The organism is Sphingomonas sp. BL-S-05 (genome assembly GCF_055521695.1).
This window is the reverse complement of sequence record NZ_CM145499.1, coordinates 516,365-541,682: the sequence shown is the minus strand read 5'-3', so window position 1 is coordinate 541,682 and position 25,318 is coordinate 516,365. Positions and strand designations below refer to the sequence as shown.

General features: G+C 65.2%; 14 protein-coding genes. 7 read left to right on the top strand and 7 right to left on the bottom strand.

Features of this window, described 5'->3' with window-relative positions:
• Positions 1-87 precede the first annotated feature (87 nt).
• Entirely contained in the window at positions 88-303 is a 216-nt protein-coding gene (locus ACZ1JS_RS02220) for a hypothetical protein (protein ID WP_465167522.1), read from the bottom strand.
• 76 nt (positions 304-379) lie between these two features.
• Positions 380-1,573, bottom strand: coding sequence for an MBL fold metallo-hydrolase (locus ACZ1JS_RS02215; RefSeq protein WP_465167521.1), 1,194 nt, complete (start codon positions 1,571-1,573; stop codon positions 380-382).
• 94 nt (positions 1,574-1,667) lie between these two features.
• Between ACZ1JS_RS02215 and clpB the strand changes: the two genes are divergently transcribed.
• Positions 1,668-4,244 carry an ATP-dependent chaperone ClpB gene (gene clpB, locus ACZ1JS_RS02210; RefSeq protein ID WP_465167520.1) on the top strand — a complete coding sequence of 859 codons (2,577 nt, stop codon included), beginning with the start codon at positions 1,668-1,670 and terminating at the stop codon, positions 4,242-4,244.
• 57 nt (positions 4,245-4,301) lie between these two features.
• On the opposite strand, the gene ACZ1JS_RS02205 is transcribed toward clpB, so the two are convergent.
• From ACZ1JS_RS02205 to folD, 4 genes are all read right to left on the bottom strand, one after another.
• Positions 4,302-7,226: a TonB-dependent receptor plug domain-containing protein gene (locus ACZ1JS_RS02205; RefSeq protein ID WP_465167519.1), complete on the bottom strand. Its 2,925-nt coding sequence runs from the start codon at positions 7,224-7,226 to the stop codon at positions 4,302-4,304.
• A 396-nt stretch (positions 7,227-7,622) separates the two neighbouring features.
• Positions 7,623-10,712, bottom strand: coding sequence for a TonB-dependent receptor domain-containing protein (locus ACZ1JS_RS02200; RefSeq protein ID WP_465167518.1), 3,090 nt, complete (start codon positions 10,710-10,712; stop codon positions 7,623-7,625).
• Between the two features lie 172 nt (positions 10,713-10,884).
• Complete coding sequence (locus ACZ1JS_RS02195; protein ID WP_465167517.1) at positions 10,885-11,505, bottom strand: MarC family protein; 621 nt, start codon at positions 11,503-11,505, stop codon at positions 10,885-10,887.
• A complete protein-coding gene (gene folD / locus ACZ1JS_RS02190; RefSeq protein WP_465167516.1) occupies positions 11,502-12,377 on the bottom strand; it encodes a bifunctional methylenetetrahydrofolate dehydrogenase/methenyltetrahydrofolate cyclohydrolase FolD in 876 nt (291 codons plus the stop codon). Before folD ends, ACZ1JS_RS02195 begins: the two co-directional genes overlap by 4 nt.
• 193 nt (positions 12,378-12,570) lie before the next feature.
• Here folD and otsB point away from each other — a divergent pair, with 193 nt between their 5' ends.
• The 3 genes from otsB to ACZ1JS_RS02175 are packed head-to-tail and all read left to right on the top strand — an operon-like array spanning position 12,571 to position 16,480.
• A complete protein-coding gene (otsB, locus tag ACZ1JS_RS02185) occupies positions 12,571-13,314 on the top strand; it encodes a trehalose-phosphatase (protein ID WP_465167515.1) in 744 nt (247 codons plus the stop codon).
• On the top strand, positions 13,311-15,107 hold the full coding sequence (locus tag ACZ1JS_RS02180; RefSeq protein ID WP_465167514.1) for a glycoside hydrolase family 15 protein: 1,797 nt from the start codon (positions 13,311-13,313) through the stop codon (positions 15,105-15,107). The genes otsB and ACZ1JS_RS02180 overlap by 4 nt, the downstream gene beginning before the upstream one ends.
• Positions 15,104-16,480: an alpha,alpha-trehalose-phosphate synthase (UDP-forming) gene (locus tag ACZ1JS_RS02175; protein WP_465167513.1), complete on the top strand. Its 1,377-nt coding sequence runs from the start codon at positions 15,104-15,106 to the stop codon at positions 16,478-16,480. The genes ACZ1JS_RS02180 and ACZ1JS_RS02175 overlap by 4 nt, the downstream gene beginning before the upstream one ends.
• A 281-nt stretch (positions 16,481-16,761) precedes the next feature.
• On the opposite strand, the gene ACZ1JS_RS02170 is transcribed toward ACZ1JS_RS02175, so the two are convergent.
• Positions 16,762-18,282, bottom strand: coding sequence for a fumarate hydratase (locus tag ACZ1JS_RS02170; RefSeq protein ID WP_465168611.1), 1,521 nt, complete (start codon positions 18,280-18,282; stop codon positions 16,762-16,764).
• Positions 18,283-18,399: 117 nt separating this feature from the next.
• Here ACZ1JS_RS02170 and ACZ1JS_RS02165 point away from each other — a divergent pair, with 117 nt between their 5' ends.
• From ACZ1JS_RS02165 to ACZ1JS_RS02155, 3 genes are all read left to right on the top strand, one after another.
• Positions 18,400-20,448 (top strand): EAL domain-containing protein, encoded by a 2,049-nt coding sequence (locus tag ACZ1JS_RS02165; RefSeq protein WP_465167512.1) that lies wholly within the window; start codon positions 18,400-18,402, stop codon positions 20,446-20,448.
• Positions 20,449-20,500: 52 nt separating this feature from the next.
• Entirely contained in the window at positions 20,501-22,639 is a 2,139-nt protein-coding gene (ligA, locus tag ACZ1JS_RS02160; protein WP_465167511.1) for an NAD-dependent DNA ligase LigA, read from the top strand.
• Positions 22,640-22,792: 153 nt separating this feature from the next.
• Complete coding sequence (locus ACZ1JS_RS02155) at positions 22,793-25,285, top strand: TonB-dependent receptor (RefSeq protein WP_465167510.1); 2,493 nt, start codon at positions 22,793-22,795, stop codon at positions 25,283-25,285.
• Positions 25,286-25,318: the final 33 nt, after the last annotated feature.

Genomic DNA, 25,318 nt, shown 5'->3' with positions numbered 1-25,318 from the left:
CCTATGGTCCGGTCTTTGCCGGATCGTATCTGGCGTTACCAATAGGGCGATTGTGATCGGTTGTGAACTCTTAACCGGTTTGAAGGCTCACACCCCGCCCATGGCATTGCCGACGATGGTACATGCGACGATGGAAGCGAAGGGCAACGCAAACGCCATAACAAGCTGTCTGGCACCTTGATTGAGCGTGAGACCAACGAGCAACGGCGTGATAATCATCCAGAGCGCATACCACGGACTTGGAAGAAGGTTCAAAACGATCATGCCGTAGGTCAACAGCGCGCTCCACAGCATCGTCAGCATGATTTGCGCCATCCATCTGTCGCGAACGGACCGGTTTGCGGTGTGGGTCATCCGGGCAGTCTCACCGTTTCGACACTTAGCGCAAGGCGTTGCCCGCCGGACCATCGAGACAGCGAAGCACGGCGTCCCGATCGAACGGCGGTGCGGCAGCGGCGGTCATCGGCGCGATGTCGACCGGGCGGCCGATCACAACCGCGCCGAAGCGGCGATCGGTAACGCCGGCACATGCCTTCGCCGCGCTCAGCAATTTGGGCGGGGTCGCATAGCCTTCATAGGAGAGGCGGAACGTGCCCCAATGAATGGCGATGCCGCGCGACGCCTCTAGCCGACGGAACACATCCAGCGCGTCGACCGGTCCGATATGCGCGCCGCTCGCCATCTGTCCCGGCTGGAACCGGAACGCGCCGATCGGGATCAAGGCGAGGCGGATCGGGCCGAGCGCCCTCGCCTCCTCCACCCATGCGCCGTCGCCCATGCCGGTATCGCCCGCGAAGAACAGATTGCCGCCGGGCAGTTCGACGACGAACGCCGACCACAAGGCGCGGTTGCGGTCGACGAACCAGCGGCTCGACCAATGATGGTTGCGCACGACATGGACGTTGGCGCCGGCCACTTGCCGCATCTGTCGCCAGTCGAGCGCCGATGCGGGGATGCCAGCGCTGCGCAGGATCGCGTCGTTGCCAAGGGCAGTGACGATCGCCGGCCGGTCCCGCTCGTAGAGCTTCCTCAACGTGGCGAGGTCGAGATGGTCGTAATGATTGTGGCTGATGACGATCAGGTCGATCTTCGGCAGGTCGGCGAGCGCGATGCCCGGTGCGGCGACGCGTTTCGGACCGAAGCCGAACGGGCCGGCGCGTTCACTCCACACCGGATCGGTCAGGATGTTGAGGCCGGGGGTCTGGACCAGCACCGATGCATGGCCGATCCACGTCACCCGCATCGGCGTCTGACCGGGATCGCGCGCCGGGGGCGTTGCGGCGGACAGCAGTTCGGCGGGCCGTGCGGGCCGAACCGACATCTGCGCGGGCCATGGCGGGCGGCCGTCGCTGCCGGTTGCCTGTCGCCAGAAGAAGCCGCTGCGGCTGCCGCCCGGCGGGGCCGAGGTGTCGTCGCCATCGGGATTGAAGAAACGCGCACCGTCGAAATGGTCGCCCGCGACGCCGCGATAGTAAATGCGATCGAGGAAGCGCGGCACGATCGTCACCGTCATGCACAGGATCGCGACGATCCACACCAATACCCAGCCGAGAATGCGAACGACGCTTGCCATTGCGCCTCCAACGCCGTGCCGTGCCAAACGATGCACGCCCCTTGTGTTGCCCTTTTACCACACCATATCGCCCGCAACATCACAGGGGAACACGATGAACCTCGAAAAATTCACCGACCGGGCACGGGGCTTTCTGCAAGCGGCGCAGACCGTGGCGATCCGCAATTCGCATCAGCGGATCACGCCGGAACATATATTGAAGGCGCTGCTCGACGACGAACAGGGCATGGCGGCCGGGCTGATCACCACTGCCGGCGGCGATGCGCGGCGGGCGATCGCCGAAACCGATGCCGCCTTGGCCAAGATGCCGTCGGTATCGGGGTCGGGCGCGCAACAGAATCCGGGCCTCGACAATGACAGCGTCCGCCTGCTGGACCAGGCCGAACAGATCGCGACCAAGGCGGGCGACAGCTTCGTCACCGTCGAGCGGATGTTGCTGGCGCTGGCCATGTCGCAGGGGCCGGCGGGCAAGGCGCTGACCGCTGCCGGCATCACGGCGCAGAATCTGAACGCCGCGATCGACAAGCTGCGCGGCGGACGCACCGCCGATACGGCGGGGGCCGAAGATCGCTATGATGCGCTCAAGAAATTCGCCCGCGACCTGACGGCTGCGGCGCGCGACGGCAAGCTCGATCCGGTCATCGGCCGCGACGAGGAGATCCGCCGCACGATCCAGATCCTGGCGCGCCGGACCAAGAACAATCCGGTGCTGATCGGCGAACCCGGCGTCGGCAAGACCGCGATCGCGGAAGGCCTCGCGCTGCGCATCGCCAATGGCGACGTGCCCGAGGGGCTGAAGGATCGCACGCTGATGTCGCTCGACATGGGCTCGCTGATCGCCGGCGCCAAATATCGCGGCGAGTTCGAGGAGCGGCTGAAGGGCGTGCTCGACGAGGTCAAGGCGGGCGACGGGCAGATCATCCTGTTCATCGACGAGATGCACACGCTGATCGGCGCAGGAAAGTCCGAAGGGGCGATGGATGCCGGCAACCTGCTGAAACCCGCCCTCGCCCGTGGCGAGCTGCATTGCATCGGCGCGACGACGCTCGACGAATATCGCAAGCATGTCGAGAAGGACCCCGCGCTCCAGCGGCGGTTCCAGCCGGTGTTCGTCGGCGAACCGACCGTCGAGGACACAATCAGCATCCTGCGCGGCCTGAAGGAGAAGTACGAACTTCATCACGGGGTGCGGATTACCGACGGCGCTTTGGTGTCGGCGGCGACGCTGTCGAACCGCTACATCACCGACCGCTTTCTGCCCGACAAGGCGATCGACCTGATGGACGAGGCCGCCAGCCGCATCCGCATGGAGGTGGAGAGCAAGCCCGAGGCGATCGAAACGCTTGACCGCCGCATCCTGCGCATGAAGATCGAGCGCGAGGCGCTGCGCCGCGAGAGCGACGCCGCCAGCATCGACCGGCTCGACACGCTGGAGGAGGAACTCGCCAATGCCGAGCAGCAACTCGCCGAACTGGTGACGCGCTGGCAGGGCGAGCGCGACAAGATCGCGTCCGAAGCCAAGCTCAAGGAACAGCTCGACGCCGCGCGCGTCGCGCTCGAACAGGCGCAGCGCTCGGGCGACCTCGCCCGCATGTCCGAGCTGACCTATGGCACGATCCCGACGCTCGAAAAGCAGTTGCTCGAAGCGCAGGGCAATGCCGGCGGCGCGATGCTGCGCGAGGAAGTGACCGCCGACGACATCGCCGCCGTCGTCAGCCGCTGGACCGGGGTGCCGGTCGACCGGATGCTGGAGGGCGAGCGCGAGAAGCTGCTCAACATGGAGGATGCGCTCGGCAAGCGGGTGATCGGCCAGAACGAGGCCGTGCGCGCCGTCGCCACCGCCGTGCGTCGTTCGCGTGCCGGGTTGCAGGACCCGAACCGGCCGCTGGGCAGCTTCCTGTTCCTCGGGCCGACGGGTGTGGGCAAGACCGAGCTGACCAAGGCGCTCGCCGAATTCCTGTTCGACGATCCCAACGCGATGGTCCGCATCGACATGAGCGAGTTCATGGAAAAGCATGCCGTCGCGCGGCTGATCGGTGCGCCGCCGGGCTATGTCGGCTATGAGGAAGGCGGCAAGCTGACCGAAGCCGTCCGCCGCCGCCCCTATCAGGTCGTGCTGTTCGACGAGGTGGAGAAGGCGCATGGCGACGTCTTCAACATCCTGCTCCAGGTGCTCGACGACGGGCGGCTGACCGATGGACAGGGACGCACGGTCGATTTCTCGAACACGATCGTGATCCTGACCTCGAATCTCGGGTCACAATATCTGACCAACCTGCCCGACGGCGCAGGCGTCGAGACGGTCGAGCCACAGGTGATGGACGTCGTCCGCGCGCATTTCCGCCCGGAATTCCTCAACCGGCTGGACGAGATCATCCTGTTCCACCGGCTGGCGGCGGATCACATGGCACCGATCGTCGATATCCAGGTGGGTCGCGTCGGCCGCCTGCTGGCGGAGCGCAAGGTGAAGGTCGAACTGACCGATGCCGCGCGGGCCTGGCTCGGGAGGGTCGGGTATGACCCGGTGTACGGCGCGCGGCCGTTGAAGCGCGCGGTGCAGCGTTACCTGCAGGATCCGCTGGCCGATTTGATCCTGCGTGGAAGCGTTAAGGATGGGTCTACGGTGCGGGTCGATGAGGGGGATGGGGCGCTGACGTTGAGCGTAGGGTAAATGGAAGCGCGCCTTCTCCGAGGGGAAGGCGCGTCCATCCGTCGTCGCGGTTTCAGCTTAGAAGGTGAAACGCGCACCGGCGGTGAAGCGACGACCGAATAGGTCGAAGTCCGCCGAGGTCTCAAGACCAGTAGGCGTGCCGTAAGGCGTGCCGGGCAGATATTGCGGCTTGGTATCGAAGAGGTTGTCCACGTTGAAGAAGAACGTGAACGCGTTGCCGACGTCCTGGCTAATCTGAATGTTGTGCAGCCAGTAATCCTTGACGTCGTTGAGCGCGACCACCGCCGGATCGTTGCTGATGAAGGCGTTCCGAAGGAACGGACCACCGCTCAGGAAGACCGTCTGCCAGCTGAAACCGGTGCCGTTCGTGGAGTAGGTCGCACGCGCGTTCAGCTTGTGGGTCGAGAAGCCGTTCCCGAACGTTCCGGCGAACTCTTCTTCAGGAGCCGACGGATCGGTGCGAGTCTTATAGTCGAGCAGATAGGTATAGTTCGCGACGACCGAAAGCTGGTCTTGGCTGGACAGGCCGAGGGGCTGCGCAAAGCGTAGTCCGACGTCGATCCCGCGAACCTTGAAACCGGCAATGTTGATCAGCTGTGCATTGACCGTCTGCAGATATCCCGTGCTCGCGAAGCGGATCACGTTGTCGCAATAGACGGCAGCGCCGGTCCCCAGGCACTTTTCGACCGTATCCGACCGGCCGAGGGTCGAGATCGCACCGTCGATACGAATGTCGAAATAGTCCGCGGTGAACTGAAGGTTCCGCAGAAAACTGGGGTTGTAGGTAAAGCCGCCAGTGATCGTCTTGGCGGTTTCCTCGCGCAGGTTGCGATTACCGCCGACGAAGCCGTTGACCCCTTGCGTGTCGGCGAGCGTGTAAGCGAACGTGCCGTTCGGATTGGCGGCGAAGAAGGCCGCGATCCCGGGCACCTGACGGCAGGCGGCGTCAGCAGCGCCGGTGGACACCCGGGTGATGCCGTCGCACGGATCGGTCACCGCCGCAAAGGTTTCGGAAGGTGCGCTGAACAATTCGCTGTTGTTGGGCGCACGGTTGGCCACGGCGTAGCGGCCGCGGAGACGGAAGCCATCAAACGGTTCCCATTCGCCGCCGGCATTCCAGCTGAGCACCCCGCCGACCGTCGAGTAATCCGAATAACGAATCGCGCCATTGACACCCAGGAACTGGAACAGCCCCCGGTCCGACAGCAACGGAATGTTCACTTCGCCGAACACTTCGCGGACGTCCTGCGACCCGCGAAGATCGGGGATCTGGTTACCCGAATTACCGCCGGTGTTGGTCAGGGTATCCAGATCGTCGACGACCGATTCGGACCGGTATTCGACGCCCGCCGCGATACCGACGCCGCCCGCACCCAGATCGAAGAGCGACGAGTTCGAGATCGATGCCGTGACGACATGCTGTTCGTTAGTGATGTCTTCCGATTTGGGAACAACCGCCTGGACATAGCTTGCCGCACGCGGATCAGCGGTGCCGAGACCGAACAGGTTGATCGGGATACAACCCGCAGCGCGTGCCGCTTCGTCACGGCAGACGATGTCGACGCCGACGACGTTACCCGTGCCCACCCGGATCGAGTCCAGCGACTGGCGATAGCGGGCGGTGTCGACGTCCTGGCTGCTGTTGAAATCGTTCAGGTGGCCATAGACATAGCTGACGTCGTAGCTGAAGTCCGAACCGAGATCGCCCCGCACGCCGGCGACGGCGCGCCACGTGTTGCGTTCGGCACGGTTGCTGCGGCTGAACACGTCGTTCTGGCGACGACGGAAGGCCAGCGACCCGACGTTGTTCGACGGATCCGCATCCGAGTTGGCCGCAGCGATCGCGTTGGCGATCGTCGTCGGGATGAACGCGTTGGTGATCGGGATGCCGCCACTGGCATAGACGTCGGTATTGGCTAGCGGGAACGGTTCGATCGACGCGTTCGAGCTGGTGCGGGCATAGGTGACTTCAGCATACGCCTGAATGCCGCTCGTCACCTCGTAATTGAAGATGCCGCTGGCCAGATAGCGTTCGAGCGGCACCGCGATCCGGCGCAGGCCGTTGCGATTGAACCCGAACTGACCGGTCTGGTACCCCGACAGCAACGCCAGCGAACCATCGGGCCGGAAGGAGAAGTTGTTGTTATTGCCCGGCAGCGCACGCACCGAACCCGTACCTGCGGTATTGAGCAGCTGGAACTGCCCCTGGGGTGCGAACGAGCTGTACGAACCCGGTCCGCACACGAGGAAGGCGCAGTCTTGTGCCGAGATCGCACGGTCCGCCGACTTGAGGCCGTTGTCGCGGTCGTAGGAGAAATTGAGCATCGCGTTCCCGCGATCGTCGGCACCCCATTTCGTACCGCCGGTGACGCTGACGAAATAACGGCCATTGTCGCCGCGCTCGGTCACGCCCCCCTGTGCGCGGACCTGCAGCCCTTCGAAGCTGTCCCGCAGAACGAAGTTGACCACGCCGGCGATAGCATCCGAACCGTAGACTGCGGCCTGACCACCGGTGATGTTGTCAACGCGTTCCAGGAAGTCGGTCGGGATATTGTTCAGATCGACCGCGGTATCGCCGCCGAAGCCGCCGACGAACCGCCGGCCGTTGACGAGGACCAGCGTACGGTTGGACCCCAACCCGCGGAGGTTGACGGTCGAGATGCCGGTGCCGGACGTAAGAAAGTTGGTATTGGTCCGGGTGGAGCCGATCGCGACCTGCGGCAGTTCGTTGAGGATGTCCGAAACGTTCGAAACGCCGCGTTGCAGCAACTGCACGCGATCAACGGTGGTCAGCGGAACCGGCGAATCGATTTCGGGACGCGCAATACGCGAACCCGTTACGGTAATGACGTCGACCTCCGCGGCGGGTTCGCCAGTCGTTTCGCTGGTCGGGCTTTCCGGGCCCTGCGCAACCTGCGCCATCGCAGGCGTCGCCACTCCCATAAGCAGCGTCGAGGCCAACAACGTGGTACGTACGTTCATTCTCATATCTGCCCCTGTTTTCCCTGGCACCGTAAGAACGATGCAACATGGAGAAACTAACGGGACACGAACTTTGCGCGCAATCGGCAGATACAGCACCGAATACAGAAAACGTCACATCGTGTTTTTTCGGTAACAGGGGTTACCACAAAGATACGCCCGTTTAGGCAAAACATTGAAAACAAACTGCCTTATTAAAATAAGGACGTATTCTATTAAACGTCAACTTGCGAGGACTTCTCGTTTTTCGATAAACGCAACTAACAATTGCGTAACAGCGTTATAACATAGTAAATCACGTCGAATATTAAGGGCTGGCGTGCTTCAGTTCCCCCCCCCAAAAAAAAAGGCGCCCCGTTGCCGGAGCGCCCTTCCCTCATTCACGACGATCGCAGTTTAGAAATCGACGCGTGCGCCGACCCGGATGAACCGGCCGAGGATGTTCGCGCCGGCCCATGCCGGGTTGTACTGGCCTTGACTGTAGGCCGCGCTCGGGTCGAACGGTGCCTTCAGGTCGAGCAGGTTGAGGACGTTGGTGTACAGGGTGAAGCGGTCGCTAACCTTGTACGAGGCAGTCAGGTCGACGTTCCACGTCTCCGGCCCCTTGCAGAGTACCGGGGTAACGCCGTCGCGATAGGTCACGACCGACGCGCCGATGCTGGCGAGGCAGTCGCCCTTCACACCGTCATAGTCGATCGAGGCGAGGTCGTAGCCGCTGGTGTAGTAGGTCGTGACCGAGAGGGTCGCCGGACCCATTTCCAGCGTGTTCTGCCACGTCGCGCGCCAACGCGGCGAGCCCGAGCAGGAGGTGACGTCGCACGGGCTGAGCGTGCCGGCATAGCGCTGGCGGTTGCCGTTCTCGGTCACGCGGTCGAAGTTGATCAGGTAGGTGCCTTCGAACCCGCTGACGAGGCGGACGTTGTCGCTGAACGGGAAGTTCACGTTCACGCCGAGATCGATACCCGAAACTTCCTGCGAATCGCCATTCTGGAACGATGATTCGATGAAGCCGAGATGCGGCAGCGCGTTCGGGAAGTTCACGTCGGCGATACCAGGACGCACGGTGATGCCCGGAACGTTCACCACGCCGTTATTTGCGTAATATTGTTCGAACACGCCGGTGTCGTCGGCAGCGCCGATGATGCCCTTGATCTTGATGTTGAAGTAATCGACCGTCAGGCTGACGCGGCGGATCGGTTCGAAGATCGCGCCGACCGTCCAGCTGGTCGACTTTTCAGGGTCAAGCGCCGGATTGCCTTCGGTGGTCTGGCCGACCGAGAACTGGTCGGTGGCGTAGTTGTTGCCGCCATGCGCCGCGATGAAGGCCGCCTGTGCCGGATTGTTCCGGTCGAGCTGACGCGTGATGTAGCCGGTCGTTGGCAGACCAAAGGCTTCGTTGAAGCTCGGGATGCGGAAGCCCTTCGACCAGGTACCACGGATCGCGGCCTGCGGGATCGGCGTGAACTTCGCACCGAATTTCGGCGAGAAATTCTTCTGGCCCGACGAGTAGTCGTCATAACGGCCCGACGCGTTGACCTCGAACTGGTCGATGATTGGCGCGTTCACTTCGTAGAAAGCCGACTTGACGTTGCGGCTGCCGATCGCACCGACCGAATTCACGCCGTAATAGCGGTCATAGGGGTTGCTGTCGTTGGCCGGGTTGGCGCTGGGGTTGTTGATCGATTCGTGACGATAGGCGACGCCCACCGCCGTCTGCAGCGGACCACCCGGCAGCTGGAACAGATCCTTGGCCAGCGTCGCCTGGGCCTGCCACAGGTCCGAGGTCGAGCGGGTCTCGTTCACCGGCGCGATATAGTCGCGGATTTCCTGCGAATTCTGTTCCGGGTTGACGAAATTATAGGTGCCGCGCGCGACGACGTCGAGGATGCGCTGCGGGATCAGATAGTTCGCCTGGCGGATGTCGAGCTGCACGTTCGACGCGGTGACGTCCGCGCTGTAGCGCCAGTCGTCGCCGAACGATCCCTGCACGCCGATGACGCCGCGCAGCGCGCGAGCCTTCGACTGGATGTCGCGCGGACGATCGTAAAGCGACAGGATCTGCGCGCGCTGCCCCGAGGCGGCGAACGGGTTGTTCGGGTTCAGCGTGCCGTTGGTCGCGTTACAGCCGGTGTTCAGCATGTCGAGCGTGCCGACGCCATTGGCGCAGACATAGGTCGGCAGATACAGCGGGTTCAGCAGGACGGTGCCCGGCGGGGTCGTCTGGTTGTTGAAGCCCAGCGGCGAGATCTGCGTCGCGGTACGCGTCTGGTAATAGTTGGCGATCGCGTAGACTTCGGCGCGGTCCCCCAGCTTGGCGGTGAAGCGCGTCGCAAAGCCCAGCCGCTCCTGATCGGGCAGCAGCTGCGAATACTGGTTGCGGAAGTCCTGCTGGCACTGGACCGGGCCGGCAGTGGTCGACGCGCCGGTCGGCACGTTCACTGCCACCAAGTCGCGGCAGCCGGCGGCGGCGTTTAGCAGGTTGTAGCGGGTGGTGCCTGCCCCGGTCGCATCGACACCGCGAACGACGGGCACGGTGGTGCTGAGCAGACCATTGAATCCGCCATCGGCGTTGAAGCCGTTGCGGACGCCATTGGCGCGGCAGGTCACGGTGCCGGCGGCGATTGCCGTCTGGGTGATGGCGCCGGCAGCATTGCGGATTTCGGGGCGGCCGATCGACGGCGCGCACATGCTGCTGAGGTTGGCAGTGTTGTACGGGAAACCGCGGTCGCGAGCGTAGAGCGCCTCGTTACGCTGATATTCGCCATTGACGTAGAAGTTGAAGCCTTGCTCGTTCAGGTCGCCATAGCCGAGCGTCAGGTCGATGCGCTGTTCGGCGGCGTCGCCACGCTGCGAGATGCCGGCCGATCCATTCACATGGACGCCCTGGATCTGCTTCTTGGTGATGACGTTGATGACGCCCGCGACCGCGTCGGCGCCATAGGTCGACGATGCGCCGTCGCGCAGCACTTCGATCCGGTCGATGATCGCGTTCGGAATCGTGTTCAGATCGACGAAGTTGCGGTGGCCGTCATCGGCCAGCGGATAGGGCGACATGCGCAGGCCGTCGAACACGGTCAGCGTCGATTGCACGGTCAGGCCGCGCAGCGACACCGCGTTGGCGCCGGTCGCGAAGTTGCTGCCGGTGTTCCAGCCCTGGGTGATCGTACCGGCGCCATTGGCCGACAGGCGCTGCACCGCTTCCGCCACGGTGTTCAGACCGCGCTGCTCGAGCGATTCCGCGCTGAGCACGCTAACCGGCGACGGGGTCTCGGCGTTGGTACGGCGCAGGATCGATCCGGTAACGACGATCTCGTCACCGCTATTGTCGGTTGCAGTCTCTTGCGGCCCGGTTACGGGCAGCGTCGTCGCTGCGTCCGGCGTGGTGGCGGTCGATTGTGCGAAGGCCGGCGCGCCTGCGACACCCACGAACAGCGCGGACAAAGCCGCACCGTGGCGCAACGACGTGCGCATTGAGAAAGCAACCATGAAAACAGATATCCCCTTTGACCCTGACGGGTGTTCGAAGCGGTCGGCACGCGCGCGTGGCGGTTCCGAACGGGGTTAAGTATCTGCCGATACAAGGGGCTTTGCAAATACGAACGAATGTAAGGTTAAAATTACATGTGAGCTGTAACCATTCAGCAACACTCGGGAATGCTTACAGAAAGCTCGCGCGCAGCCCGTCGATGACGAATTGCGCCGCCAGCGCCGCCAGCAGCACGCCCAGCAGCCGGGTGATCACCGCCTCGATCCGCGCGCCCAGCAGCTTCATCAGCGGCCCCGCCGCCAGCAGCGCGAGCAGCGTCAGCAACAGGATCGACGCCAGCGCGCCCAGCACCACCGCCCGCGCGCTCCAGTCGCCGACCTGGCTCATCAGAAGCATCACCGACGCGATCGAACCCGGCCCGGCGATCATCGGCATCGCCATGGGAAAGGTCGACACGTCCTCGACCTCATGCGTCTCGATGATTTTCTGCGCGCGGTCCTCGCGGCGCTGGGTGCGCTTTTCGAACACCATTTCCAGCGCGATCAGGAACAGCATGATGCCGCCGGCGATGCGGAAGCTGTCGAGGCTGATGCCCAGCGCCTTCAGCAGCGCCTGCCCGAACAGGGCGAAGACGAGGAGGATGGCGGTGGCGATGCCGACCGCGCGGATCGCCATCGACCGGCGCTGTACGTTGGACGCCCCGGTGGTGAGCCCGGCATAGATCGGCGCGCAGCCGGGCGGATCGATCACCACGAAGAAGGTGATGAGCGACGAGACGAATAGTTCGATCACAGCGCGCTGTCGTCGAACGGCAACCCTTCGCGCCGGTGTGCCGCGACCAGCGTGTTGCGCAGCAGGCAGGCGATGGTCATCGGCCCCACCCCGCCCGGCACCGGGGTGATCGCGCCCGCAACCGACATGGCGGAGGCGAAGTCGACATCGCCGACCAGCCCGTCATCGGTCCGGTTGATGCCGACATCGATCACGGTCGCGCCGGGCTTCAGCCATTCGCCCTTCACGAAGTTCGCCCGCCCGACCGCCGCGACGACGATATCGGCGCGCGCGACATGACCGGGCAGGTCATGCGTGCGCGAATGGGCGATGGTGACGGTGCAGCTCTCGGCGGTCAGTAGCGCCGCCATCGGCTTGCCGACGATGTTCGAACGGCCGACGACCACCGCGTCCTTGCCCGACAGGTCCCCCAGCACATCGCGCAACAGCAACAGGCAGCCATAGGGGGTACAGGGCACCATGCCGGGCAGACCGGTCGCCAGCCGTCCGGCATTGACCGGGTGGAAACCGTCGACATCCTTGTCCGGGTCGATGGTGAGCAGCACGGCATCACTGTCGAGATGCCGGGGCAACGGCAATTGCACGAGGATGCCGTCGACCGCCGGATCGGCGTTCAGCCGCTCGACCAGCGCGATCAGCTCGTCCTGCGACACATCCGCCGACAGGCGATGTTCGAAGCTGGCCATGCCGGCCTCGCGCGTCGCCTTCCCCTTCGATCGCACATAGACGGCCGAGGCGGCGTCCTCGCCGACCAGCACCACGGCAAGGCCGGCGGGACGCCCCGCGGTTTCGGCGAAGGTCGCGGCATGGGTGGCGACCTTCGCGCGCAAATTTGCCGCAAAGGCTTTTCCGTCGATGATCCGGGCTGTCATGGGGTGTGCATACCGGCTGCGCGCGGGGTTCGCCACCCCCGGATTGCCAGTTACTTGGGCATTGTTTGGTCCTTGCCGGAAGAGGCAAGGCCCGCAATTGCCCTTTGGAGCAACGTCCCGGCTCGGACGACCGTTCACCAAAATACACTGCACCTGCGAAACGATTCACGGTCACGCGGCGTTCATCGGACCGATGGCGTACCAAGACCTTCCCCCTCCGCCCGCCGGCCTTCTCGATGATGCCGGCCTGTTCCTCGATTTCGACGGCACGCTGGTCGAACTGGCCGAACGCCCCGATGGGGTAGTGGTCGGCGACGAATTGCGTTCGCTGCTGCATCGGCTGGCGCAGCGGCTGGACGGACGGGTTGCGATCGTCAGCGGGCGGTCGATCGAACAAATTGACGGCTTTCTGGGAACGACGATCGCCGACTATGCGGTCGTCGGCAGCCATGGCGCCGAAATCCGCCCCGCCGGCGGCACCACGCTGCTGCCCGATCGCCCGGCCAGCCTGACCGCGGCCGAGCGCGCATTCAAGGACCGGTTCGGCGACGATCCCCGGATCGTGATCGAGATCAAGACATTAGGCGTCGCGATCCATTATCGCGGCGCTCCCGAGGTCGAACAGGAGGCGCACGCGCTCGTCGATGCCTTTGCCCAGCGCGACGGGCTGACGACGCAGGCCGGCAAGATGATGATCGAATTGCGCATGGACGGTCATGACAAGGGTACGGCGATCGCGACGCTGTGCGAGAGCGCGCCCTTTGCCGGACACCCGCCGATCTTCGTCGGCGACGACCTGACCGACGAACCGGGCATGGTCGTTGCGGCGCATCATGGCGGCGCCGGCATCTTGATCGGCCCGATGCGCGATACCGCTGCGACCTATCGCCTCGACGATGTCGCATCCTTTCTGGGCTGGCTGGAGACGAACGCATGACCGCGACGATGGACCTTTGGCCGATCGGCAATTGTCAGGTGTCGGCGCTGGTCGACCGCAACGGACGCTTCGTATGGGGGTGCCTGCCGCGCGTCGATGGCGATCCGGCCTTTTCCTCGCTGCTCGACGACCGGCGGCGCGGATCGGACGGGGCGTTCGGTTTCTGGGAGATCGACCTCGACGGCTGCGTCGATACGCAGCAGACCTATATTCGCAACACGCCGGTGCTGGTCACGCGCCATGTCGATGCGCAGGGCAATGCGATCGAGGTCGTCGATTTCTGTCCGCGTTTCAAGCGACACGACCGCATGTATCGCCCGGTCGCCTTCTGCCGGATCGTCCGCCCGCTGGCCGGCAGCCCCCGCATCCGCGTGCGCCTGCGCCCCTCGGTCGACTGGGGCAGCGCGCAGGCGGAGCGGACGCGCGGGTCGAACCATATCCGCTACCTGCTCGACGGTGAGACGATCCGCCTGTCGACCAGCGCGCCAGTCGGCTGGATCGAGGACGAGCGGCTGTTCCGGGTCGAGCGCACGCTGCATTTCTTCTTGGGACCAGACGAGAGTTTCTCGGACGAACTGCCAGCGTCGGTCGAGCGGATGCTGAAGAACACCATCGACGAATGGCGCCACTGGGTGCGCGGCCTCGCCACACCGGTCGAATGGCAGCAGGCGGTGATCCGCAGCGCGATCACGCTGAAGCTGTGCCAGCATGAGGAGACCGGCGCGATCGTCGCCGCGCTGACCACCTCGATCCCCGAACATGCGAATTCGGGGCGCAACTGGGACTATCGCTACTGCTGGATCCGCGATGCCTATTATACGGTGCAGGCGCTGAACCGGCTCGGCGCGCTCGACGTGCTGGAGGGGTATCTCGAATATCTGCGCAACATCGTCGACAATGCCGCCGATGGGCAGATCCAGCCGCTCTACGGCGTCGGTGGCGAGGCGACGCTGGTCGAGCGCGAGGCGGAGGGGCTGGACGGCTATCGCGGCATGGGGCCGGTGCGCGTCGGCAACCAGGCCTATGAACAGGTCCAGCACGACGCCTATGGCCAGATCATCCTGTCGAACGCGCAGGGTTTCTTCGACCAGCGGCTGTTCCGCGTCGGCAAACAGGCCGATTTCGAGGCGCTGGAGCCGATCGGCGAACGCGCCTGGGCCGCCTATGACAAGCCCGATGCCGGTCTGTGGGAGCTGCGCACCAAGAGCCATGTCCACACCTACAGCGCCGCCATGTGCTGGGCGGCGTGCGACCGGCTCGCCAATGTCGCCGGCACGCTGGGCCTGACCGAGCGCGAAACCTTCTGGCGCGACCGGGCGACCGCGATGCGGACCAATATCGAACGCGAGGCATGGCGGCCGGAGACCAACCGCATGTCGGCGACCTTTGGCGGCGACGATCTCGACGCCAGCATCATCCAGCTGCTCGACCTGCGCTTCCTCGACCCCGACGACCCGCGCTTCATCGGTACGCTCGACGCCGTCGAAAAGGGGCTACGCCGGGGCAGCCACATGCTGCGCTACGCGATCGAGGACGATTTCGGCCTGCCGCACACCGCGTTCAACGTCTGCACCTTCTGGCTGATCGAAGCGCTGCACGCGACCGGCCGCGACGAGGATGCGCGCGAGCTGCTGGAGGAGATGTTGTCGCGCTGCACGCCCGCCGGGTTGCTGTCGGAGGATATCGACCCCGAAACCGGGGAATTGTGGGGCAATTATCCCCAAACCTACTCGCTGGTCGGCATGATCAACAGCGCCGTCCTGCTGAGCAAGTCATGGAATGTCGTACGATGAGTCGATTGATCGTCATCTCGAACCGGGTGCAGGCTCCCCAGCCCGGCACCGGCGGCGGGGCGCAGGGCGGGCTGGCCGTCGCGCTCAACGCCGCGCTGGCGGAAGAGGACGGTATCTGGTTCGGCTGGTCGGGGGAGACCAGCGACAATCGCGAACTCCGCTTCCAGACCTATGGCGGCGTGACCAGCGCGGTGATGGATTTGAGCGAGCAGGACGTCGAGGAATATTATGACGGTTACGCCAACCGCACCTTGTGGCCGCTCTTCCACTATCGCCTCGACCTGACCGAATTCGAACGCGATTTCCAGGGCGGCTATGAACGGGTCAACCGCGTGTTCGGCGAACGCATCGGCCCGCATATCGAACCCGACGACCTGATCTGGGTCCATGACTATCACATGATCCCCCTGGGCTGGGTGCTGCGGCAACAGGGGATCACCAACCGCATCGGCTTCTTCCTGCACATCCCGTGGCCGCCACGCCGGCTGCTGACCGCGCTGCCCGATCACCGCCGCATGGTAGAGGCGCTGTTCGCCTATGACGTGGTCGGGTTCCAGAACGAGGAATGGCTCGACAGCTTCTTCAACTATGTCCGCGAGGAGATGGACGGGACGATCGACGGCAACCGCGTCACCGTCGGCGGGCGCACGATCACCGCGATCAGCTGCCCGATCGGGATCGAGGCGAAGGACTTCATCGCCGGCGCGGCCGGGCCGGTCGCGCGCGCGGCGCAACTCAACCAGCTCGAAAGCGCGGTCGGGCGCAGCCTGATCGTCGGGGTCGACCGGCTCGATTATTCGAAGGGGCTGCCCGAACGCTTTGCCGGGTATGAACGCTTCCTGCAGAACCATCCCGATCGGCGGGCCCTGGTCTATCTGCTCCAGATCGCGCCGCCGTCGCGCACCGCGGTGCAGACCTATCGCGACATCCGCAACACGCTCGAACAGCAATCGGGGCGGATCAACGGTGCCTATGCCGATACCGACTGGGTGCCGATCCGCTATGTGAACAAGGGCTATCCGCGCGAGGTGCTGGCCGGCATCTATCGCGCGGCGCGGATCGGATTGGTGACCCCTTTGCGCGACGGCATGAACCTGGTCGCGAAGGAATATGTCGCGGCACAGGACCCGCGCGATCCGGGCGTGCTGGTGCTGTCGCGCTTTGCCGGCGCTGCGCAGCAATTGTCGTGCGGCGCGCTGATGGTGAACCCCTACAGCGCCGAGGACATGGCCGACGCGATCGACAAGGCGCTGCGCATGCCGCGCGCCGAACGGATCGAGCGGTGGCAGGCGATGATCGACAATGTCGTCGACGAGGACGTGATCTGGTGGCGCAAGCGGTTCATCGATGCGCTGACGGCGGAGACGAATTAGGGACAGCGTCCGGCCGGCAGGAATTCGGGCCGGCGAAGGCGAGCCCTTTGCGAAAGGCCGCTACCTATACGCTGGCCCCGCCGTGTCCCCGCGGAGGCGGGGGTCCAGAGCCGAGCAAAACAACGGCTTGCGAATGTGGCCCTGGGTCCCCGCCTCCGCGGGGACACGGCGCTTTCGACTTTTGCGGAGGTCTAACCTTCGCTGGGTCCCGTCTGCGCGGGAAGGACGACCGCCCTGCCCCGTCTTCCTTCCCGCACGGGCGGGAAGGAAGACGGCCAGCCTTACGCCCGCTCGAGCAACCGCTCCTTCGCGATCTTCTCGCGCCACACCAGCGGGGCGAGGTGGTGGACATTCTGCCCTTCGCTATCCACCGCGACCGTGACCGGGAAGTCCTGCACCTCGAATTCGTAGATCGCTTCCATGCCAAGATCCTCGAAGCCGACGACCTTCGACCCCTTGATCGCGCGCGCGACCAGATAGGCGGCGCCGCCGACCGCCATCAGATAGGCCGATTTGGCCTCGGCGATCGCCTTGGTCGCATCGCTCCCACGCTCGGCCTTGCCGACCATCGCGAGCAGGCCCTGGTCGAGCATCATGCGGGTGAACTTGTCCATGCGGGTGGCGGTGGTGGGGCCGGCCGGACCGACCACTTCCTCGCCGACCGGATCGACCGGTCCGACATAATAGATCACGCGCCCGCGGAAATCGACGGGCAGTTCCTCGCCCTTCGCCAGCATGTCGGCGATCCGCTTGTGCGCGGCGTCGCGGCCGGTCAGCATCTTGCCGTTCAAGAGCAGCCGGTCGCCATGCTTCCACGTCGCGACAACCTCGGGGGTCAGCGTGTCGAGATCGACGCGGATCGCCGCCTTGTCCGGCGTCCAATTGACGTCGGGCCAGTCGGCGAGGTTCGGTTGCTCCAGATAGGCCGGGCCGCTACCGTCCAGCGTGAAATGCGCGTGGCGGGTCGCGGCGCAGTTCGGGATCATCGCCACCGGCTTCGACGCGGCATGGGTCGGCCAGTCGAGGATCTTCACGTCCAATACGGTCGACAGGCCGCCCAGCCCCTGCGCACCGATACCGAGCGCATTGACCTTGTCCATCAGTTCGATGCGCAGCGCCTCGACATCGGTCTGCGGTCCGCGCGCCTTCAACTGCCCCATGTCGATCGGCGCCATCAGCGATTCCTTGGCGAGCAGCATCGCCTTTTCGGCGGTGCCGCCGATGCCGATGCCGATCATGCCGGGCGGGCACCAGCCGGCACCCATTTGCGGGATCATCTCCAGCACCCAGTCGACGATCGAATCGCTGGGGTTCATCATCTTGAACTTGGACTTGTTCTCGCTGCCACCGCCCTTGGCCGCGACGTCGACATGGACCTTGTCGCCCGGCACCATTTCGACGTGCAGCACCGAAGGCGTATTATCCTTCGTATTGCGCCGCGTGAATGCAGGGTCGGCGAGGATCGACGCGCGCAGCTTGTTTTCGGGGTGCAGATAGGCGCGGCGCACGCCCTCGTCGACGACCTCCTGCAACGAACGCTCGCTGTCGAGGCGGCAATTCTGCCCCCATTTGACGAACACGGTGACGATGCCGGTATCCTGACAGATCGGGCGATGCCCCTCCGCACACATGCGGCTGTTCGTCAGAATTTGCGCAATTGCGTCCTTGGCGGCCGGTGACGTTTCGGCAGCATAGGCCTCGCCCAGCGCGCGGATATAATCCATCGGGTGATAGTAGCTGATGAATTGCAGCGCATCGGCGACGCTGTCGATCAGATCGGCTTCGGTGATGGTGACGGTCATCTGCGGGTCCATATCGGTCATTTTCCACACTGCCCTACAGGCAGGAAGCGGCGCCATGCAAAGAATTCGTTCACGATGCGCCGCTATCCTCGCGCCCATAGGGAAAGGGACCGGCAGTTGGCGATCGATGGAATGAAGGCGGCGTTGCGATCGTGGGTACAGCGGCCCGACGATTCGACGCGCCTGTCCGACGACCGCGCCGCACGACTGATTCGCGAGGCGGAGGATCACGGTCCGAACTGGTTCTGGCAGACCGATCGCCACGGGCGCGTCGCGTATCTGAGTGACAAGATCGTGCGCGTGTTCGCCGCTGCCGATATCGATCCGGTCGGCACCGCGCTGACCGATCTGCTGCGCATCGCCGGCGCCGGATCCGGGCCGGACGATTCGGAACGCACCATCGCCTTTCACCTCTCGGCCCGTACCGCCTTCACCGATTACGCCGTCACCCCCGCCCTTGCCGGCGGGCAGGAGCGGAGCTGGAGCGTATCGGGCAGCCCGTTCACCGATCCGTTCGGCCGGTTCGAGGGGTTCGTGGGCACCGGCACCGACATGGCAGCGGTGCGGCAATCGGATGCGGAAATCACCCGCCTCGCGCTGTTCGACAGCCTGACCGGCCTCGCCAACCGGCAACGGATGCGCATCTCGCTCGAACAGACGCTGGCGCAGCCCGGCTATGACGGCACCGCGCTGTTCCTGCTCGATCTCGACCGGTTCAAGGCGGTCAACGATACGCTCGGCCATCCGGTCGGCGATGCGTTGCTGAAACAGGTCGCGGAACGGCTGCTGCGCGTCGTCGGCGATGCCGGGCTGGTCGGGCGGCTGGGCGGCGACGAATTCCAGGTCGTCCTGCCGCGCATGGGCAACCGCGCGCAGATGGCGACGCTGGCGCAGGCGATCATCGCATCGCTGTCGCAACCCTATTTCATCGGCGGCAATGCGGTATCGATCGGCTGTTCGGTCGGCATCGCCGTGTCGCCCGACGACGGGGCGACGCCCGACGTGCTGGTCAGCCATGCCGACCTCGCCCTCTATGCCGCCAAGGGCGCCGGACGCGGCGTCCACCGTTTCTTCCACGACGCGCTGCTGGAGGATAGCCGGTCCCGCCAGCAAATGGCCGACGACCTGCGGGTCGCCCTGTCGCGCGACCAGTTGCGCATCGTCTATCAACCGGTCGTCGCGCTCGACGGCGGCCGGATCACCGGGTTCGAGGCGCTGGTCCGCTGGGAACATCCGACGCGCGGCACGCTGGCGGCCCAGCAGTTCCTCGGCGTGGCGGAGGAATGCAAGCTGATCGAGGCGATCGGCGAATGGGTGTTGCGCACCGCCTGTCACGACGCGGCGTCTTGGACGGGCGACACGCGGCTGTCGGTCCAGTTGTCGGGTGCGCAATTCGCCAACCCGTCGTTGCCCGCGATTTTGACCAACGCGATCGCGCGGTCGGGAATGCCCGCCGAACGGCTGGAACTGAGCATCGCCGAGGCGAGCCTGCTGCGCGACATGCGCCATGCCGTCGCGACCTTCGCCGCGTTGCAGGGGGTCGGCATCCGGCTGGCGCTCGATGATTTCGGGGCGGGACAGGCATCGATGTCGTGCCTGCGCCGCCTGCCGCTCGACCGGATCAAGCTCGACCGTTCCTTCGTGCGGGGGGTCAGCGATCCCGAAGGGCGCAACGCCGCGGTGGTCCGCTCGATCGTGACGCTCGCCGACCTGCTCGGTATCGCGACCACCGCCCGGGGTGTCGAATATCATGACGAGCTGGCGGTGCTGCGCGACCTTGGCTGTACCGAGGTCGTGGGGCCGGTCTATGGCCCGCCCGTCGACGGGGCGACCGCCGCCGCGCGGCTGCTGCGCGAAGGCGGGGCGCTGACCCCGCAGGGACCGAAGGCGGAACGTGCGGTGCGGACGCGGATGCTGCGGTCGACCACGATCGAGGTCGATGGCCGCCGCCGTCCGGCGCGCATCCGCGACCTGTCGACCACCGGCGCGCTGATCGATCTCGTCGATTTTGGCGAAGGCGCGATCGGATCAGTCATCCGCATCGACACCGGCGGCGGCCACTGGTCGGCAGCGACGATCCGCTGGGCCGAGGACGGTCGCGCCGGGCTGCATTTCGACCGCCCGATCGTCGTCGAACGCCGCATGACCATCCGCCGCAAGGAATAGCGCGCCGCCTTCCCCTTGATCGCCCGCCCGGACAGCGGGTAGCGGTCGGGGCATGACCACCGCCCCCCTGCCCGCCACCGACGCCGAAGCCGCCGCCGAACTGGCCGAACTGGCCGAACGGATCGCGCAGGCCGATGCCGCCTATCACGGGGCAGACGCGCCGATCCTGACCGATGCCGATTACGACGCGCTGGTCCGCCGCAATCGCGATGTCGAGGCGGCATTCCCGGCGTTGGTCCGCACCGATTCCCCCTCGCTGCGGGTCGGAACCGCGCCGTCGGGGCATCTTGCCAAGGTCGCGCATGCCCGGCCGATGCTGAGCCTCAACAACGCCTTCGCCGACGAAGACGTCGCCGAATTCGTCGCCAGTGTCCGCCGCTTCCTGCGCCTGTCCGACGACGAAGCCGTGGCGCTGACCGCCGAGCCGAAGATCGACGGCCTGTCCTGCTCGCTACGCTACGAAGGGCGCAAGCTGGTCCGCGCGCTGACCCGCGGGGACGGCGCAGTGGGCGAGGACGTGACCGCCAATGTCGCGACCATCGCCGACATTCCGCAAAGCCTGCCCGCCGCCGCGCCGGACGTGTTCGAGGTGCGCGGCGAGGTCTATATGGCGAAGGACGATTTCGCCGCGCTCAACGCCCGGCTGCTCGCCGATGCGGTCGACCCGGCCAAGGCACGCCAGTTCGCCAACCCGCGCAACGCCGCCGCCGGATCGCTGCGACAGAAGGACGCGACCGTCACCGCGTCGCGCCCGCTGAAATTCCTTGCGCACGGCTGGGGCGAGGTCGCCGCCCTCCCCGCCGATACCCAGGCCGGGGTCGTCGCCGCGCTCAGGGACTGGGGTTTTCCCATCGCCGACGCGTTCCAGCGCTGCGACGGTGCGGCGCAGGCGCTTGCCGTCTATCGCGCGATCGAGGGTAGCCGCGCCGACCTGCCCTTCGACATTGACGGCGTCGTCTACAAGCTCGACCGGCTCGACTGGCAGGAGCGGCTCGGGTTCGTCGGCCGCGCCCCGCGCTGGGCGATCGCGCATAAATTCCCCGCCGAACGTGCGCAGACGACGCTCAAGGCGATCGACATCCAGGTCGGCCGCACCGGCGCGCTCACGCCGGTCGCGCGGCTGGAGCCGGTGACCGTCGGCGGCGTCGTCGTCACCAACGCCACGCTGCACAATGCCGACGAGATCGAGCGGCTGGGCGTCCGTCCCGGCGACCGGGTGGTCGTACAACGCGCGGGCGACGTCATCCCGCAGATCGTCGACAATCTCACGCGAGACGAGGATCGTCCGGCATGGACCTTCCCCACCGAATGCCCCGAATGCGGCTCGCTCGCCGAACGCGGCGAGGGCGAGGTGGTCGTGCGCTGCACCGGCGGCCTTGTCTGCCCGGCGCAGCGGGTCGAACGGCTGATCCATTTCGTCTCGCGCCACGCCTTCGACATTGCCGGGCTGGGGCTGGTCCGGGTCGAGGAATTCTTCCGTGACGGGCTGATCGCCTCGCCGGCCGACATCTTCCGCCTGCACACTCATCGCGAGGCACTGGTTCAGCGCGAGCGCATGTCGGACCTTGTCGTCGACAAGCTGTTGGCCGCGATCGATGCGCGGCGCACGATCGGCCTCGACCGCTTCCTGTTCGCGCTCGGCATCCGCCATGTTGGTGAAGTGACCGCCCGCGATCTCGCCCGGCGCTGGACGTCGGCCAGGGACTTTACGGCGATGATCCGCCGCGCCCTCCATGTCCGCCGCACGACCCAGCCGGCGATCGGCGAGAATGAGCGCAAGTTCGTCCTGCGCCGCGGCCGCGCGCTGGTCGCGGCGGTCGAGACGGCGGGGATCGGCCCCGAAGTCGCCGACGCGTTGCTCGCCTTCTTCGCCGAAAAGCATAATCGCGACGTCGTCGCCGACCTGCTGCGCGAAGTCCGCCCCGAAGACATCGTCCATGCCGCGACGCAAAGCGAACTGACCGGCAAGACCGTGGTCTTCACCGGCAAGCTCGAAACGCTCAGCCGCGACGAGGCCAAGGCGCAGGCCGATGCGCTGGGCGCGCGCGTCGCCGGGTCGGTTTCGAAGAAGACCGACCTGGTCGTGGTCGGCGCCGATGCCGGATCGAAACGGGCCAAGGCCGAGGAACTGGGCATCCGCGTCATCGACGAAGCCGCATGGGCCGCGATCGTATCCGCCGCGACGACGTGATGTTTTTGCAACGCATCAAAACAGACTGACGCCCCCGCTTTCGGTTGTCGCAAAATAGAAATATGGGACGTCCATTGGCGCCGGGACGGTGAACGACACCGCCTGAACCAGCGTAACGAGTCGCGCCACCCATTTGCGATTCCAAGGGGACCTATGAACACCAAGCTCTATGCCGGCGTGGCCTTTGCCGCGCTCCTGCTCCCGGCCTCGGCCTTTGCGCAGTCGACCGGCTCGCAGGATTTCGATGACCAGGAAATCGTCGTTACTGGGACGACGCAGCGCGACGTCGGCGGCATTCGCATCCCGGATTCGCCCAAGGCGAAGATCGAGGTGAGCCAGGAACTGATCCAGGTTCAGCAGCCCGGCCAGAGCGTCAATCAGATCATCAACCTGGTCCCCGGCGTCAGCTTCACCAACAACGATCCGTTCGGTTCGTCGGGCGGCTCGTTCACGATCCGCGGCTTCGATTCGAACCGCATCGCGCAGACCTTCGACGGTCTGCCGCTGAACGATTCGGGCAACTATGCCCTGTATTCGAACCAGCAGCTCGACCCCGAACTGGTCGAAAACATCAACGTCAATCTCGGCTCGACCGACGTCGACAGCCCGACGGCGGCGGCGGTCGGCGGCACCGTCAACATCAACTCGCTGCGCCCGTCGAACGAACTCGGCGCGTCGCTGGTCGCCAGCTACGGCAACATCGTCGCCGACGGCGCGGGCGACCGGCCGTTCCACCGCGTGTTCGGCCTGATCCAGACCGGCGACTTCACCGGCAAGGGCACGACCGCATGGGTCGCCGCGTCGACCGCCTACAACAAGGCGAGCTTCGCCAACTACGGCAAGGTCGACAAGCAGCAGTATAACGCCAAGATCCGTCAGGAAATCGGCGGCAATGGCGACTTCGTTTCGATCGCAGGCCATTATAACGAAAACCGCAACAACTTCGGTGGTTCGTCGCTGCGCGCCGACTCGTTCACCGGCACGGCCGGTGCGGTGCAGGCAAACAAGCGTAGCCGCTTCTACAATCTCGCCGGCGGCTGGCCTTGCAACCGGATCACCCCGATCGCCGGCACCGCGCAGGTCGAACCGTCGTCCAACTATTGCGGCACCGACTTCGAACGCCGCTACAACCCGTCGAACACGGGCAATGTGCGCCTGAACTCGCTGTTCCATCTCGCCGATGCGCTGACCCTGTCGGTCGACGGTGCCTATCAATATGTGAAGGCCAATGGCGGTGGCGTCGCGGTTGCGCGTGAACAGTTCTTCACCTCGGGGACGTCGCGCGACCTGACCGGCGTATTCGGCGGCACCTATTATTACGGCCGTGACCTGAATGGCGACGGTGACGTACTCGATCGCGTCCTGATCTCGAACCCCAGCCAGACGCGGACCGACCGCTACAACGCGATCGTCAACCTCGCCTATGAAATCGATCCGGCGAACCGTCTGCGCGTCTCGTACTCGCTCGACACCGCCACCCATCGCCAGACCGGCGAAGGCGGCGCGCTGTACAGCAATGCCGAACCGTTCGACGTTTTCGCGTCCAACAACCCGCTGGCCGATGCCAATGGCAACGTCCTGCAAAAGCGTGATCGTCGTTCGATCGCGACGCTGCACCTCGTCGCCGCCGAATATCGCGGCCGCTTCTTCGACGACACGCTGACTGTTCTGGTCGGCGGCAGCGGCCGGTTCTTCACGCGCGATCTGAACCAATATTGCTTCACCACCGCCAGCAACGGCAACGTCGATTGCCCGGCCGGCGGCACGGTCGCCGGCTACACCGCCGCTAATCCGTATGTCGTGACGGCTACCGGTCGCCCGACGGGTGCGGCCGCACCTGTGTCGCGCACGCTGAACTACAACCAGTTCACGCCGAACGTCGGCATGACCTACAACTTCACCCCGGCGTTCAGCTTTGCGGTGAACTATGCCCGCAACGTGTCGGTCCCCGGCACCGATGCACTGTACAACTCGCTCTACGCCCCGGTCGGTTCGGATGCTGCCAACCCGGCAGCCGAAACCTCGCACAGCTTCGACGCCGGCTTCCGCTACACGTCGAGCAAGGTGCAGGCCGCCGTCTCGCCATGGTATTCGCAGTACAAGAACCGGCTGGTGTCGGCCTACAACATCGATTGCGACTGCAACATCGACACCAACCTCGGTGACGTGAAGAAGTACGGCGTCGACGCCAGCATCTCGTACCGTCCGGTCCGCGACCTGCTGTTCTATGCCTTCGGTTCGTACATCGGTTCGGAGATCATGAACGACGTGCGTGCCAGCGCGACGACCTTCTTCCCGACCGCCGGGAAGCGTGAGCGTGGCGCTCCCGAATGGCTGGCCGGCGGCCGCGTCCAGGGGACGCTGGGCGACTTCCAGCTCGGCGCGCAGGCCAAGTACACCAGCGAGCGTTTCCTGAACGACATCAACACGGTGGAATTCAACGGCTACACCGTCGTCGATCTCGATCTGCGCTACTCGCTCGCCAGCGTCGGCCTGCCGAAGACCGCGTTCCAGCTGAACGTCACCAACCTGTTCGACGAATTCTATGTCGGCTCGTTCCCGGGCAGCCTGACCGGCGCCGGGACGGCGTTCGTGAACTTCGGCCCGCCGCGCGCTGTCATCGGTTCGCTGATCGTCGGCTTCTAAGCCCTACCCGAACCAACCGACGCGAACCGCCGT